This window comes from Natronospira bacteriovora, from assembly GCF_030848495.1.
GTDB lineage: Bacteria > Pseudomonadota > Gammaproteobacteria > Natronospirales > Natronospiraceae > Natronospira > Natronospira bacteriovora.
This window is the reverse complement of record NZ_JAVDDT010000001.1, coordinates 273,967-289,469: the sequence shown is the minus strand read 5'-3', so window position 1 is coordinate 289,469 and position 15,503 is coordinate 273,967. Positions and strand designations below refer to the sequence as shown.

The 15,503-nt window shown below is 61.5% G+C and carries 10 protein-coding genes and 1 tRNA gene; 9 read left to right on the top strand and 2 right to left on the bottom strand.

The features are described from left to right. Positions 1–5 precede the first annotated feature (5 nt). Complete coding sequence (gene parC / locus RBH19_RS01425; protein WP_306727015.1) at positions 6–2,276, top strand: DNA topoisomerase IV subunit A; 2,271 nt, start codon at positions 6–8, stop codon at positions 2,274–2,276. Between the two features lie 138 nt (positions 2,277–2,414). Beyond that, on the top strand, positions 2,415–3,296 hold the full coding sequence (gene htpX, locus RBH19_RS01420) for a protease HtpX (RefSeq protein WP_306727014.1): 882 nt from the start codon (positions 2,415–2,417) through the stop codon (positions 3,294–3,296). Between the two features lie 170 nt (positions 3,297–3,466). Here the strand turns inward: htpX and RBH19_RS01415 are convergent, their stop codons facing one another. Both RBH19_RS01415 and epmB read right to left on the bottom strand, forming a co-directional pair. Further along, positions 3,467–5,539, bottom strand: a complete 2,073-nt coding sequence (locus RBH19_RS01415; protein ID WP_306727013.1) for an EAL domain-containing response regulator — start codon at positions 5,537–5,539, stop codon at positions 3,467–3,469. 69 nt (positions 5,540–5,608) lie between these two features. Continuing rightward, complete coding sequence (epmB, locus tag RBH19_RS01410; protein WP_306727012.1) at positions 5,609–6,676, bottom strand: EF-P beta-lysylation protein EpmB; 1,068 nt, start codon at positions 6,674–6,676, stop codon at positions 5,609–5,611. A 107-nt stretch (positions 6,677–6,783) separates the two neighbouring features. On the opposite strand from epmB, the gene efp reads away from it, so the two are divergent. The 7 genes from efp to lpdA all read left to right on the top strand — a co-directional run bounded on the left by efp (position 6,784) and on the right by lpdA (position 15,381). Continuing rightward, positions 6,784–7,353 carry an elongation factor P gene (gene efp, locus RBH19_RS01405; protein ID WP_306727011.1) on the top strand — a complete coding sequence of 190 codons (570 nt, stop codon included), beginning with the start codon at positions 6,784–6,786 and terminating at the stop codon, positions 7,351–7,353. Continuing rightward, complete coding sequence (gene epmA / locus RBH19_RS01400) at positions 7,350–8,330, top strand: EF-P lysine aminoacylase EpmA (RefSeq protein ID WP_306727010.1); 981 nt, start codon at positions 7,350–7,352, stop codon at positions 8,328–8,330. Before efp ends, epmA begins: the two co-directional genes overlap by 4 nt. A gap of 341 nt (positions 8,331–8,671) precedes the next feature. Then, positions 8,672–8,748, top strand: a tRNA-Arg gene (locus RBH19_RS01395). Positions 8,749–9,537: 789 nt separating this feature from the next. Beyond that, positions 9,538–9,681 (top strand): hypothetical protein, encoded by a 144-nt coding sequence (locus tag RBH19_RS01390; protein ID WP_306727009.1) that lies wholly within the window; start codon positions 9,538–9,540, stop codon positions 9,679–9,681. Between the two features lie 9 nt (positions 9,682–9,690). Further along, positions 9,691–12,642: a 2-oxoglutarate dehydrogenase E1 component gene (locus tag RBH19_RS01385; protein WP_306727008.1), complete on the top strand. Its 2,952-nt coding sequence runs from the start codon at positions 9,691–9,693 to the stop codon at positions 12,640–12,642. Then, complete coding sequence (gene odhB / locus RBH19_RS01380; RefSeq protein ID WP_306727007.1) at positions 12,639–13,877, top strand: 2-oxoglutarate dehydrogenase complex dihydrolipoyllysine-residue succinyltransferase; 1,239 nt, start codon at positions 12,639–12,641, stop codon at positions 13,875–13,877. Before RBH19_RS01385 ends, odhB begins: the two co-directional genes overlap by 4 nt. A 73-nt stretch (positions 13,878–13,950) precedes the next feature. After that, a complete protein-coding gene (gene lpdA, locus RBH19_RS01375) occupies positions 13,951–15,381 on the top strand; it encodes a dihydrolipoyl dehydrogenase (protein ID WP_306727006.1) in 1,431 nt (476 codons plus the stop codon). Positions 15,382–15,503: the final 122 nt, after the last annotated feature.

Below are 15,503 nucleotides of genomic sequence, written 5' to 3'. Positions count from 1 at the left end.
CCTGAATGACGGATATCAGCAACAGCGAGTACGAACCGTTCGAGAAACAGGCGCTCAAGGATTTCACCGAAAAGGCCTATCTCGACTATTCCATGTACGTGGTGCTGGATCGGGCCCTGCCCCACGTGGGGGATGGTCTCAAGCCGGTGCAGCGCCGGATTGTCTATGCCATGTCCGAGCTGGGCCTCACCGCGGCCGCCAAGCCGAAGAAATCGGCGCGCACCATCGGTGATGTGCTGGGCAAATACCATCCCCACGGGGATTCCGCCTGTTACGAGGCCATGGTCATCATGGCGCAGCCCTTCGGCTACCGTTATCCGCTGGTGGACGGGCAGGGCAACTGGGGTTCGCCGGATGACCCCAAGTCCTTCGCCGCCATGCGTTATACCGAGGCGCGTCTGACCCCCTACGCCGGTGTGCTGCTGTCCGAGCTGGGGCAGGGCACGGTGGACTGGGGCGCCAACTTCGACGGCACCCTGAAAGAACCCGTCACCCTGCCGGCCCGCCTGCCCAACGTGCTGCTCAATGGCACCACGGGGATCGCCGTGGGCATGGCCACGGACATTCCGCCCCACAACCTGCGGGAAGTGGCATCGGCCTGCGTGCGCCTGCTGGAAAACAGTCGCACGCCCCTGGCCGAACTGTGCGAACACATCCAGGGGCCGGATTACCCCACGGAAGCGGAGATCATCACCCCCCGGGAGGAGATTCGCCGCATCTACGAGACCGGAAACGGCAGCATCCGCATGCGTGCTGCCTGGCAGCGGGAGGACGGTGAGATCGTCATCACCGGCCTGCCGCACCACACCTCCGGCAGCAAGGTGCTGGAGCAGATTGCCGAGCAGATGCGCCAGAAGAAACTGCCCCTGGTGGCCGATCTGCGGGACGAGTCTGATCACGAGAACCCCGTGCGCCTGGTCATCGTGCCCCGCTCCAACCGGGTGGACTGTGAACAGCTCATGAACCATCTGTTTGCCACCACCGATCTGGAGCGCAATTACCGGGTGAACCTGAATGTCATCGGCCTGGATGGCCGTCCGCGGGTGCACAACCTCAAGGACATGCTGAGCGAATGGCTGAGTTACCGCATGACCACGGTGACCCGCCGCTTGCAGCATCGCCTGGACAAGGTTCTGGCCCGTCTGCATGTGCTGGAAGGCCTGCTGATCGCCTATCTCAACATTGACGAGGTAATCCGCATCATCCGCGAGGAAGACAGGCCCAAGCCGGTGCTGATGAAACGCTTCGGCCTCAGTGATGACCAGGCCGAGGCCATCCTGGAACTCAAGCTGCGTCACCTGGCCCGGCTCGAAGAGATGAAGATCCGGGGTGAGCAGGAAGAACTGGAGAAAGAGCGCCAGCAGCTGGAAAAGACCCTGGGTTCACAGCAGCGCCTCAAGACCCTGATCAAGAAGGAGATTCTGGCGGATGCCGAGCGCTTCGGCGACGAGCGTCGCTCGCCCATCGTCAGTCGCAGTGCGGCGAGGCCCCTGGACGAGACCGAACTGGTGCCTTCCGAGCCGGTCACCGTCGTGCTGTCCAAGCGTGGCCTGGCCCGCGCGGCCAAGGGGCACGAGGTGGATCCGGTCAGCCTCAACTACAAGTCGGGGGATGGTTACCTTGCCTCCGCCCAGGGCCGCAGCAACCAGCTGGCGGTCTTTCTTGATTCCACGGGACGTACTTACACCATTCCCGCGCATACCCTGCCTTCCGCCCGGGGCCAGGGCGAACCTCTGTCCGCTCGCGTCAATCCGCCGGACGGCGCCACCTTTGCCGGCGTCATGATTGGCGGTGAGGACGACCGCTGGCTGCTGGTAACCGACCAGGGGCATGGTTTCGTCTGCCGTCTGGGTGATATGTACAGCCGTAATCGCAAGGGCAAGGCGGTACTGACCGTGCCCAAAGGCGCCCGTGTGTTGCCGCCCACTCCGGTGGTGGACCCGACCAGTGACTGGATTGCGGTGGCCGGCAGCGAGGGTCATTTCCTGACCTTCCCTCTGGAGGAGTTGCCGGAGCTGAGTCGTGGCAAGGGCAACAAGCTGATGGGCATCCCGCCGAAGAAGCTCAAGACCGGAGAGGAGAACGTGGTGGCCGCCACTGCCTTCGATGAAGCTGACAGCCTGGTGCTCTTCAGCGGCCAGCGCTACAAGCGGCTGACGCCCTCGGAACTGGACGAGTATGTGGGTGAGCGCGGGCGCCGGGGCTACAAGCTGCCCCAGGGCTGGCGCAAGGTGGATGCCCTGGTGCCCCAGTCACGCCTGCCTTCGAAGTCATAGACGGATTGTGAAGCCGTGGCGCCGAACCTTGGGGCGGCGCCACGGTCAATCCCTGGGGCCCAGCGGCGCTTGCCTTGAGATTCAGGGCAGGGTCCCCATATCCATGATCGGTTCAGACGGCTCGGAGAGCGAACAACCATGAAGCGAGTTGGACTTTTCCTTCTTACCAACCTGGCGATCATCGCCGTGCTGTTCATCGTGGCCTCCATCCTCGGGGTGGATCGCTACCTGGATGAACACGGCGCCATCAATTTCCAGGCTCTGCTGATCTTCTCCTTCATCCTTGGCATGGGTGGCTCTTTCATCTCCCTGGCCATTTCCAAATGGTCGGCGAAGAAGATGACGGGCGCCCAGGTGATCGGGCAGCCGCGTAATGAAACCGAAGCCTGGCTGCTGCGGGTGGTGGAGAATCAGGCACGCCAGGCCGGCATCAAGATGCCGGAAGTGGCGATCTACCCGGGCGAGGAAATGAATGCCTTCGCCACCGGCATGAACAAGAACAACGCCCTGGTGGCGGTGAGTGTCGGCCTGCTGCGCAACATGAGCCGGGATGAAGTGGAAGCCGTGCTGGGCCATGAGGTGAGTCATGTGGCCAATGGCGACATGGTGACGCTGGCCCTGGTGCAGGGCGTGGTCAATACCTTTGTGATCTTCTTCTCCCGGATCATCGGCCATCTGGTGGATCGGCTGATCTTCAAGAACGAGAGCGGGCACGGCATTGGCTTTTTCGTGACCGCCTTCATCGCCCAGATGGTACTGGGGATTCTGGCCAGCACCATCGTGTTCTGGTTCTCGCGCTACCGCGAGTTCCGGGCGGACGAGGGCGGTGCCCGACTGGCCGGCAAGGACAAGATGGTTTCCGCCCTGCGTCGTCTCGGCGGCCGCCGCAACGAGGAACTGCCGGACCAGATGGCGGCCTTCGGTATCTTTGGCCGTCCGGGGCAGGGCATCAAGCGCCTGTTCATGACGCATCCGCCCCTGGAAGAACGGATCGAGGCCCTGCAGCGCAAGGCTGTGTGATCGCGCCACGAGCCCAGCAAAAAAAGCCGGCAGACCCCAAAGGGATGCCGGCTTTTTTCGTAATCGTAGTCGTAATCGTAATCGGGTTTTCAGGCAGCCTTCCAAATGCCGATTACGACTACGACTACGATTACGACTGCGAGGGCTCTTGGCGCGGAGAGATTGGTGCCTTAGCCTTGATCCGCCATCACCACTTCCGGTTCCTGCACGTAGTTGCCCTGAATGTAGGCCACGCCCAGCTGGAACAGTACGGCCATGGTGTTGGCGTCTTCCACCCGCTCGGCGACGGTTGCGATGTTGCGGGCCTTGGCGGCCTCGATGAACTGTTCCACCTGTTCGCGTTTGGCATCATCACCGTCAATGCCCTGCATGAAGGAACCGTCGATCTTCAGAAAATCCATGTCCAGGTGTTGCAGGGTCTGCATGGAGTTGAGTCCCACGCCGAAGTGTTCCACGGCAAAGCCGCAACCCATCTTGCGTGCTTCCGTGGCAAAGGCCTTGGCCTCCTTGAGCCGCTTGTCCACTGAGTTCTCCGACACCTCGAAGACGACATGTTTGGCCGGGACGCCCGAGTTCTTGACCTTGGTGAGCACCCATTTGACCAGCTTCGGGTCGGCCAGGGTCTGGTGGGAGATGCGGATGAAGTAACGGTCGGATTGCCCCTTGTCCACTTTCTCCTTGAGGACGTTCACCGCATTGTCGATCACCCAGTGATCCACAATGCCCACCAGTTTGGCACGCTCGGCGGCTGGCATGAATTCATTGGCCGGATGTTCCTCGCCTTCCTCATCCTTGAGCTGCACCAGGATGTCCACCAGGTCGGAGTCGCCACCGGTCAGATCGGCAATGGGCTGATGGACGAGCTGGAACAGGTCCTGTTCCACGCCGGCGCGGATGCGCTTGCTCCAGGCGTGATCGGAAAGGCGCCCCTCGGCGTCGGTTTCCGGTGGCTCGTAGAACACGGCGCTTCCGGGGCCAGCCTTCTTGCCCTGGGCCATGGCCTCCTGGGCATTTCTGAGCACGTCATCGGCGGTTTCCACGTGCTCGTCCATGGCGGCGATGCCAATGGTGGCAGTCATGGCGGTGGATTGCCCGCCTGCCTCAAAGACATGGGCGGCAATCTTCTTGTTCAACGCGTCGGCCCACTGGGTCACCGCCTCCCGGGTGGGGCGTTCCAGTAGTACCGTCAGGGTAGTGTTCTCCAGTCGGCCGGGGATGTCGCCGTCTTCCACGTGATCCCGGAGCATTGCCCCGAGGCCCTTGAGTACGTCGTCGGAGGCCACGGCGCCGATTTTTTCGCGAATGGAGTCGAATTTGTCCGGTTCCAGCAGCATCAGGCAGCGGGCACGGTTGTCGTCCTGACGGGTCTGGAAGCGCTGGGTGAGAATCTGATTGAAATATTGGCGGTTGAAGAGCCCGGTCAGACTGTCGCGCCGTTCCAGTTCGGCCAGCTGGCGCTCATACTCCGCCGAGTCACCGCCGCCTTCGCTGCGGATGGCCAGTTGAACCGCCGGTTCGCCGTCATACTCCAGTGCTCGCATCTCGGCCTTGACGTCGAATGTCTCCCCATCCGCCTTGCGGCCGGTCAGGGTGACCTCGCCGTCGATGGCCTTGCCCTTGAGGGCATTCTTGATGGCCGTACGGATCGGATCCTGGGACGCCTTGTCGAAGAAATCCATCACCGGCATGCCTTCCACATCGTCGGCGTCTTCGAACCCGAACAATTCGATGTAGGCCGGGTTGGCGCTGACATGGATGCCTTCCTGGATATAGGCCAGGGCATCGGCGGATTCACTGACGATGCCCTCGAAGCGTTCTTCATACTCCCGCAGCTTCTCCCGCGCCGCCTGAAGGGAGCGGGCCTGGCCGAGTACGTCCAGTTCCCGCGCCACCACGGCCACCAGGCGTTCGGTCTTGTCCAGGCTCACCAGGTCACGGGCGCCGTTCTGGATGGCCTTGGCCACGGCCTCCTCGCTGACTTCGTCGCTGATGGCAATGACCGGCACCAGGGGGGCGTGGCGATCGCGCAGCTCGATCACCTTGGACAATCCGGCACCGGCACCCTTGGTGTAGGAAACGATGAGATCCGGCTCCTCGGCCGCCAGCTCCTTTTCCAGATCCTCAAAGCGGCTGATCCATTTCGGGCGCACGGCGTGGCCCGCATTGCGCAGCAGGCGATTCAGGACTTCCGCGTCATCTTGTGACTGGGTCAGAACCAATGCGGGCAGATAGCTTCGTTTCATCGCTGTTTTGGCTTCCCTGGTGGAGAAGAAAATGGTCGCGGCAGCGGCCACTTGTAACTGAAACCGGCTTTATTTTCCAGTGTTTATCAACGGCCTTGACGATACGCGCCGTGCTTTGTCCTGCAAGGGGGTCTTGGAGGCTTCGCCGGGGATTTCCCGAACCAGCCTCGGCAGCATGTAACCCGGCAAGGCCTCGCGCAGTTCCGCCATCAGCTGTCGCGCCGTCTCGTCACTGACCTGGAAATGCCCGGCACCGGCAACCGGGTCGAGCTGATGCAGATAATAAGGCGCCACCCCGATGGCGGTGAGGGCATCGGACAGGCCGGTCTGGGCGCCTGCGCTGTCGTTGATACCCTTCAGCAGCACGGCCTGGTTGAGCAGCAGGGCACCAGTGCTCCGCAGCGCAGCGACGGCATCGCCCACGCCGTCGTCAATCTCGTGGCCGTGATTGGCGTGCAGCACCACCGTCACCGGCCCCGGAAATGCCGCCAGCATGTCCTGAAGCGCCTTCGTGACACGATTCGGTAGCACCACCGGCAGGCGGGTGTGGATCCGGAGGCGGTGTACATGCGGAATGGCCGCAAGTCCCTGAAGCAGGGGGGCGAGCTTGTCATCGGACAGGCTCAAGGGGTCACCACCACTGAGAATCACTTCCCGGATGTCGCTGTCCCGGGCGATGGTATCCAGGGCGAGCTGCCAGGCGCCCTTGCCAGCGTGTTCCTCGGCATAGGGGAAATGGCGACGAAAGCAGTAACGGCAATGGATGGCGCAGGCGCCGGTGGTGATCAGGAGGGCGCGGCCGCGATACTTCTTCAGAACGCCGCCGCCGCGGCGAAAGCCCATATCGCCCACCGGATCCATGACGAAACCGTTCGCCGGCCTGTCTTCCTCGGCCAGTGGTAGTACCTGGCGCAGCAGGGGGTCGGCCGGATTGCCCCTTTCCATTCGGGCGGCAAAACAGCGGGGTACGCGCATGGGGAATGCCTGTCTGCCTTCCCCGGCCAGGGCGATGACCTGCGCTGACAGTCCCAGGTCGCGAAGCAAGGCTGCCGGGTCTCGATAGCCCTCTGCCAGCTCACGCTGCCAGTTTTTTCCCTGCTCGCCGGGCTGACTATGGGTCCTGCTAGCGGTTATCATGTGCGACTGCAATCCTGTTTGGCATCAGGCCGGGCCCCGGAATTGTACCCGGGCGCGCTGGCGGCAAATCGGAACGCCCATTCTGCACCGAAAACCGAGGTTCATAAATGGCGACTTACAGCACCAACGAGTTCCGTGGCGGGCTCAAGATCATGCTGGACGGCGACCCTTACAACATCGTCGAGAATGAATTCGTGAAGCCGGGCAAGGGCCAGGCCTTCAACCGGGTCAAGGTTCGCAACCTGAAGACCGGCCGTGTGATCGATCGCACCTTCAAGTCCGGTGAAACCGTGGAAGCGGCCGACGTGTTCGAGATGGACATGCAGTATCTCTACACGGATGGCGAGTTCTACCATTTCATGGTGCCTGATACCTTCGAGCAGCATCAGGCCTCCCCGGAAGCCATGGGCGAAGCCGCCAAGTGGATCAAGGAGCAGGATGTCTGCAAGGTGACCCTGTACGGGGGTTCACCGCTCTCCGTTGAGCCACCGCCCTTTACCGAACTCAAGATCGTCGAAACGGACCCGGGTGTGCGTGGTGATACCTCGGGCGGGGGTGGCAAGCCGGCCACGCTGGAAACCGGTGCCGTGGTTCGCGTGCCCCTGTTCATTGACGAGGGCGAGATGATCCGGGTGGATACCCGCAAGGCCGAGTACGTCTCCCGCGTCAAGGAATGAGCCAGTCACGGCATGATTGGGGGCCGGATGCCGCCCCCGACGTTCTCAAGGCCCGGGCCGCGCTGATGAGCGAGGTTCGGGCCTTCTTCTTGCAGCGCGGCGTGACCGAAGTCACAACGCCAGTGCTGTCACGCGCCGGCATTCCCGATCCCAATATCCCCAGTGTGCCGGCAACCACGCTGGGCGGGCCGGCCTGGCTGCATACCTCACCGGAATTCCCGATGAAACGGCTGCTGGCGGCCGGCATGGGGGACATCTATCAGATCTGCCCAGTATTCCGGGATGGCGAAGTCGGCCAGTGGCATAACCCCGAGTTCACCCTGCTGGAATGGTACCGGCTGGGTCTCGATGAACGTGAGCTGGCACTGGAGGTCTGTGAGCTCATTCAGGCCGTGATGCAGCGGGGGGCGGCGCCCCGGCACCTGGCGGCAACCGAGTGGCTCACTTACCGGGATGCCTTCCGCCATCATGCGGGGGTTGATCCGGCCATGGACAGCGATGAAACGGTGGCGGAGGCGACGATACAGGCGACAGCTTGTGGCGGGCCCAGTGACTGGTCGCGAGCCGACTGGCTCGATCTGCTTGGCAGTACCCGCGTGTTTCCGGCGCTGGGGCAGGGACGAATCACCGTGGTCACGGATTTCCCGGCGGATCAGGCAGCCCTGGCGCGGCTAAGACCGGGTGACCCTCCCACCGCCGCCCGTTTTGAAGTCTTTCTGGCCGGAGTGGAACTGGCCAACGGCTTTCATGAGCTCGCCGATGCGGCCGAGCAACGCGCACGATTCGAGGCCGAAGCCGCTCGCCGCCGGGATCGGGGCTTACCGACCGTGGCCATGGATGAAAATCTTCTGGCCGCGCTGGATGCCGGCTTGCCCGATTGTGCCGGCGTGGCGCTTGGTCTGGATCGACTGTTTGCGCTGGCGCTTGGGCAGCCCGATATCCAGTCCGTGCTGACCTTCTCCTGGGATCGCGCCTGAGCCGGGGGGTGATCGGGATATTCGATCAGGCTACAATGCCCCCGGATTTCTGGTGTCGAGGGTTTCGAAGGGAGCGGTTCCACCCCATGGCCCGTGGGTCTGGTGTTGGGGTGGGGCAAGGCTGATTCAGTTCATGAATGGCCGCCGCACCGCGGATCTGGAGCGAGGTGGATGGCGGGCCATGTGCCGAGCGAAGATCAAGGAGCGCCGGTCATTCATGGGCTGAAGCGGCCTTGAGCGGGTACGCTGGTCACCCCCGAAGCATTCGGATCAGTAATCGTTTTTTGGATTGGTGTTGAGGGTTTCGAAGGGAGCGGTTCCACCCCAACACCAGACCCCAAGCCCCGGTAGCTCAGCAGGATAGAGCAGCCGCCTCCTAAGCGGCAGGTCGCAGGTTCGACTCCTGCCCGGGGCACCATTTTCCCATGGCGGTTCTTCAGTGGTATTGCCCACATTGTCTGATTGCGGACACCGCCCGTCTCACCTGCGCATTGTTTGATGGTCGCAGGTGGCGCGGCGCACTTCCCTGTGCGCCGCCCTCCGGGTGGTCGGGCGGAGCCCGCCCACGCCAAATCGCTCCGGGCGATTTGTCGACTCCTGCCCGGGGCACCATTTTCCCATGGCGGTTCTTCAGTGGTATTGCCCACATTGTCTGATTGCGGACACCGCCCGTCTCACCTGCGCATTGTTTGATGGTCGCAGGTGGCGCGGCGCACTTCCCTGTGCGCCGCCCTCCGGGTGGTCGGGCGGAGCCCGCCCACGCCAAATCGCTCCGGGCGATTTGTCGACTCCTGCCCGGGGCACCATTTTCCCATGGCGGTTCTTCAGTGGTATTGCCCACATTGTCTGATTGCGGACACCGCCCGTCTCACCTGCGCATTGTTCGATGGTCGCAGGTGGCGCGGCGCACTTCCCTGTGCGCCGCCCTCCGGGTGGTCGGGCGGAGCCCGCCCACGCCAAATCGCTCCGGGCGATTTGTCGACTCCTGCCCGGGGCACCATTTACCGATCATGCTACCCACCGGCGTTCTGCTGTGAAACGGTGTCGGTGACACCGTTCGACGATTTTCCTGCCCTTCGGACGGGCGGGAAGCGGGGCGCCAACTACGGATTCCGACAGGAATTTTGCCACGCTGGCGGTTTCTTCCCGCGTCCAAATCCGTTACACTACGGCGCCGTTGCGAACCCACTTTGGAGCGGCACCCAGGATGCGGCGCATTACGCTTCCCTGCAAGTTGATGGACGGGCTTCCCCAGCCCGAACGTGTCGCCCATGCCTGCAACATCCTCATCGCCCGGCAGCGCCTGATCTCGCCAGTACCGGGCAACCCTTCCTCGCACTTGACCCAGTGACGGAAACCGATGACTGAAAGCCTCGAGCAGAAGTACGCCAGTTCTCACCTATTCGGGGCCAATGCCCCCTTTCTGCTGGATATTTACGAGAAATTCCTGGAGGATCCGGACTCCGTGCCGGAAGAGTGGCGGAATTACTTCCGTGGCTTCCTGGAAGGGCAGGGGGGTGCCCAGGATGTTCGTCACGGGCCGATCATCGAGGAAATGGCCGATCGCGCAAGGGCGCCACGTCGCGCCGCGAGTGGCGGTGGCGGTTTTGACCCGGCGCTGGCCGAGAAACAGGCCGGTGTGGCACGAATGATCCAGGCCTACCGCGGCCGTGGTCATCGGGTGGCGGATATCGACCCGCTCGGCCTGCGCGAGAAGCCGGAGCTGGATGAGCTGCAGCTTTCCTTCCACGGTCTGGGCGAGGCCGATCTGGATACCGAATTCAGCACGGCCGGTCTGTTCGCCCAGGATTTCATGAAGCTGCGCGACATCATCGCCCAGCTTCAGCGCCTGTACACAGGCTCGATCGGCTTTGAGTACATGCATGTTACCGATCCGGAAGAGCGCCGCTGGCTGCAGGAGCGCTTCGAACGCGGTGTGGCGAATGCGGCCCTGACTGACCAGGAACGCAAGACGCTGTTGCTGCAGCTCACGGGCGCTGAAGGGATCGAGCGCTATCTGCACAAGAAGTATGTGGGGCAGAAGCGCTTCTCCCTGGAAGGGGGCGAGGCGCTCATCCCCATGCTGGATGACCTGATCCAGCGGGGCGGTGAAGACGGGCTGGAAGAGATCGTGGTGGGCATGGCCCACCGCGGCCGCATCAACGTGCTGATCAATGTGCTCGGCAAGAGTCCGGAGGAGCTGTTCTCGGAATTCGAGGGCATTTACGACGATGACATCGAGGATCGTTCCGGGGATGTGAAGTACCACATGGGCTTCTCGTCCGATCTGCAGACGCCCGGTGGTGATGTACACGTTGCCCTGGCCTTCAACCCTTCGCATCTGGAGTTCGTCAATGCGGTGGTGGAAGGTTCGGTGCGCGCCCGTCAGGATCGCCGGGGTGATGATGCGGGCAAGACCGTGATGCCGGTACTGATCCACGGTGATGCCTCCTTTGCCGGTCAGGGCATCGTTCAGGAAACCCTGCAGATGTCCCAGGCCCGGGGCTTCTATACCGGAGGAACGGTACACATTACGGTTAATAACCAGGTGGGCTTCACCACCAGTCATCCCCGTGATGCCCGTTCGACTCCTTACGCCACCGACGTGGCCAAGATGATCGAAGCGCCGATTCTGCACGTGAATGCGGATGATCCGGAGGCCGTCATCCACGCTACCCGCCTGGCCCTGGAATACCGCCAGCGTTTCCACAAGGACGTGATGATCGATCTGGTCTGCTATCGACGCCACGGCCATAACGAGGCGGACGAGCCGGCCGTCACCCAGCCGGAAATGTACGGCATCATTCGATCCCGTCCCAGCGCCCGTGAGATCTATGCGGAACAGCTGTCTGAATCCGGTGTGGTGACCCAGGAAGAGCCCCAGAAGATGCTGGACGACTACCGTTCGCGACTGGATGCCGGCAAGATGGTGGCCCCAAAAAGCCGTGGCCTGATCGGCAATGAATACACGGTTGACTGGAGCGGCTATAACCTCAAGGACTGGGATGAGCCGGTTGATACCACGATCGACGGGGAGCGGGTAAAGGCCCTGGTGGACGGTATCACCCGTGTGCCGGAGAACTTCAAGCTGCACAGCCGTGTTCAGCGCATCATTGATGACCGAGTCAAGATGGGCAAGGGCGATTTGCCCATGGACTGGGGTTTTGCCGAGACCATGGCCCATGCGAGCCTGCTCACCGACGGTTACGCAGTGCGTATCGCCGGCCAGGACAGTGGCCGTGGCACCTTTTTCCATCGTCATGCCCGCCTGCTCAACCAGGAAGACAATGCGCCGCATATTCCTTTGCAGCACCTGAGTGATGATCAGCAGCCGTTCTACGTCTATGATTCCCTGCTGTCTGAACAGGGTGTGGTCGGCTTCGAATACGGCTATTCCACCACCAATCCCGATACGCTTGTGATCTGGGAGGCCCAATTCGGCGACTTCGCCAATGGTGCCCAGGTCATCATTGACCAGTTCATCAGTTCAGGCGAAGCCAAGTGGGGGCGTTACTGTGGTCTGGTAATGTTCCTGCCTCATGGCTATGAGGGGCAGGGGCCGGAGCACTCCTCGGCACGTCTTGAGCGCTATCTGCAGCTCTGTGGTCAGCACAACATGCAGGTCTGCGTACCGTCCACGCCGGCTCAGATGTTCCATATGCTTCGTCGCCAGATGGTGCGCAAGTTCCGCAAGCCGCTGATCGTGCTGACTCCCAAGAGTCTGCTTCGGCACAAGCTCTCGACCTCGCCGATCAGCGATCTGGAAAAGGGCAGGTTCCACACGGTCATTCCCGAAGTGGACAAACTGGACGCGAAGAAGGTGCGGCGTATCGTCTTCTGTTCCGGTAAGGTCTACTATGATCTGCTGGAGGCTCGTCGCAAGGATGAGATCGATGATGTGGCGGTTGTTCGCATCGAACAGCTTTATCCCTTCCCGCAGAAGGCTTACCGGGAAATCATCAAGACCTACGCCAACGCCACCGAAATCGTCTGGTGTCAGGAAGAGCCGAAGAATCAGGGTGCCTGGTACAACATTCGCCATCGCCTGCAGGCTCCGCTTGGCGAGAAACACAGCCTGCGATATGTCGGCCGGGCCACGGCTGCTTCAACAGCCGCCGGTTATTTCAAGCTTCATTTGAAACAGCAGCAGGAAGTGATCGAGTCGGCACTTTCCGCCGGTTCGGATGCGGCACGGGCCGGAGCCGGTGGCGGCAAGAAAAAGACAAGCAAGAAGGCAGCCAGCAAGAAGAAGGGCACGGCTGCCTCTTCCCGCAAAAAATCCAGCAATAAGAAATCCTCGGAGAAAGCATGAGCACTGAAGTCAAAGTACCGCAGCTACCGGAATCCGTTTCCGACGCTACACTGGTTGCCTGGCACAAGAAAGCCGGCGACGCCATCAAGCGTGATGAGAATCTGGCCGATCTTGAGACCGACAAGGTCGTGCTGGAAGTGCCGGCGCCCGCTGACGGCGTTCTCAAGGAGATCAAGGTCGAAGAAGGCACTGTTACCAGTGGTGATGTCATCGCCATCGTGGAAGTCGGTGCGGCCCCGGCCGATGAGGGCAAGGATGAGCCGGAGTCCGATGATGCGGGTGATGAGGCGAATGCTGGCAGTGAACAGGATGAATCCGCCGACAAGTCGGCAGCCGACAAGCTGTCGCCTTCCGTCCGTCGCCTGATCGAGGAACATGACCTGGAGCCCGCTGACATTGAAGGCAGCGGAAAGGGTGGTCGCTTGACCAAGGCGGATGTGCTGGCCTTCATTGACGGTGGTGGGAAGAAGAAGGAAAGCAAGCCAGCGGCGGGTAATGGCAAGCCGAGCAGCAGCCCGGCCGTGGTCAGTGGTGCCCGTGAAGACCGGCGCGTGCCCATGAGCCGCATGCGTGCCCGCATTGCCGAACGCATGGTGGAATCCCAGTCCAATGCGGCCATGCTGACCTCCTTCAATGAAGTGGATCTGACTGAGGTCATGGCCCTGCGCAAGCGCTACAAGGAAACCTTCGAGAAGGAACACGGTGTTCGCCTGGGCTTCATGTCCTTCTTCGTCAAGGCCGCCGTGGAAGCGCTCAAAAAGCACCCGATCATCAATGCTTCCGTGGAAGGCAATGACATCGTCTACCACGATTACTGGGATATCGGCATTGCCGTGTCCAGCGACAAGGGCCTGGTGGTGCCTGTGGTTCGCGACTGCGATCAGAAAGGTTTCGCCCAGGTCGAGCAGGACATCATGGATTACGCCACCAAGGCGCGTAAGGGTGGTCTTGGCATGGATGATCTGACGGGTGGCACATTCACCATTACCAATGGCGGTGTCTTCGGCTCCCTGATTTCCACGCCCATCATCAATCCGCCCCAGAGCGCCATCCTGGGCATGCACAAGATTCAGGAGCGCCCCATGGTCGTGGACGGTGAGATCAAGGCCCGCTCCATGATGTACATCGCTCTGACCTATGATCACCGCATCATTGATGGAAAGGATGCGGTGCAGTTCCTGGTGGCCATCAAGGACGCATTGGAAGATCCCGCGCGCCTGATGCTCCAGATCTGATTGATCGAGCCGGGGTCGCATCGACGGCCCCGGCGTTTTACTGAATTCAGAACCGGATTTTCAAGGGGTACCCATGAGCAAGTCTTTCGACGTGGTAGTCATCGGCGGTGGTCCCGGTGGTTATGTGGCCGCCATTCGCGCAGCACAGAACGGTCTCAAGACCGCCTGTGTGGATAATTGGACGAACCGGGATGACAAGCATGCCTTCGGTGGCACCTGTCTGAATGCGGGCTGTATTCCGTCCAAGGCGGTCCTGGAGTCCTCGGAACTGTACCATCGGGCCGGTCACGAATTTGACCAGCACGGTATCAAGGTGAGCAAGCCCGAGCTGGATCTCAAGGCCATGCTGGATCGCAAAGCCGGTATCGTGAAGCAGTTCACGGGTGGCATTGCCCAGTTGTTCAAGGCCAACAAGGTGGAAGGCATCGCCGGTACGGGCAAACTGCTCAAGGGCAACAAGGTGGAGGTCACGCCGCTGGATGGTGGCAAGAAGGAAACCCTGGAGGCCAAGCACGTGATCCTGGCCACCGGTTCCACCCCGGTGGAACTGCCCTTCGCGAAGTTCGACGGGGAGCGCATCGTGGATTCCTGGGATGCCCTCGAGTTTGATGAGGTGCCCAAGCGCTTCGGTGTGATTGGTGCGGGTGTCATCGGTCTGGAGCTTGGCAGTGTCTGGAGCCGCCTGGGTTCCGAAGTCACCATGATCGAGGCCCAGGACAAGTTCCTGTTCATGGCTGATCAGCAGATTGCCAAGGATGCCCAGCGTCAGTTCAAGAAGCAGGGTCTGGATATCAAGCTGGGCGCCAAGCTGGTGGATGCAAAGGCCGGCAAGAAAGATGTGAAGGTTGTCTATGAAGACAAGGACGGCAAGCATGAAGCTACCTTCGACAAGCTGCTGATCAGCGTCGGTCGTCGCCCTTATACCGATGGGTTGTTCGGTGACGGTTGTCAGGTGAAGACCGATGATCGTGGTTTCATCAAGATCGACAAGCAGAACCGTACCGATCAGAAGAATGTCTGGGCGGTGGGTGACTGCGCCCCCGGCCCGATGCTGGCACACAAGGCCTCCGAAGAGGGCGTGGTGGTCGCCGATCTGATTGCCGGCAAGACGGCGGAAATGAATCACGACACCATTCCCTCAATCATCTACACCGCACCCGAGCTGGCCTGGGTCGGCAAGACCGAAGAGCAGCTCAAGGAGGAGAAGGTGCCCTACAAGGTGGGTACCTTTGGCTTCGGCGCCAACGGTCGAGCTCAGGCCATGAATCAGGCCAGTGGCATGGTGAAGATGCTGGCTCACAAGGAAAGCGACGAGATTCTGGGTGTGCACATCGTGGGTCCGATGGCGTCGGAGTTGATCGCCGAGGCCGTGGTTGCCATGGAGTTCCGTGCCAGTGCGGAAGACATCCAGCTGACCATTCATGCCCACCCGGCCCTGGGTGAGGTGATCCACGAAGCCGCCCTGGCCGTGGACAAGAAGGCTCTGCACGGCGTCAATCGCTGATCCAGCGGGCATCGTGTAGAAGAAAGGGGCGCCTTGTGCGCCCCTTTTTTTGTGTGGTGCCGTGGGTTGGGTGGGGTTTGGTGCCGTGGCGGGTCTTGGTGGCCCTGACCAGAACACGCCGT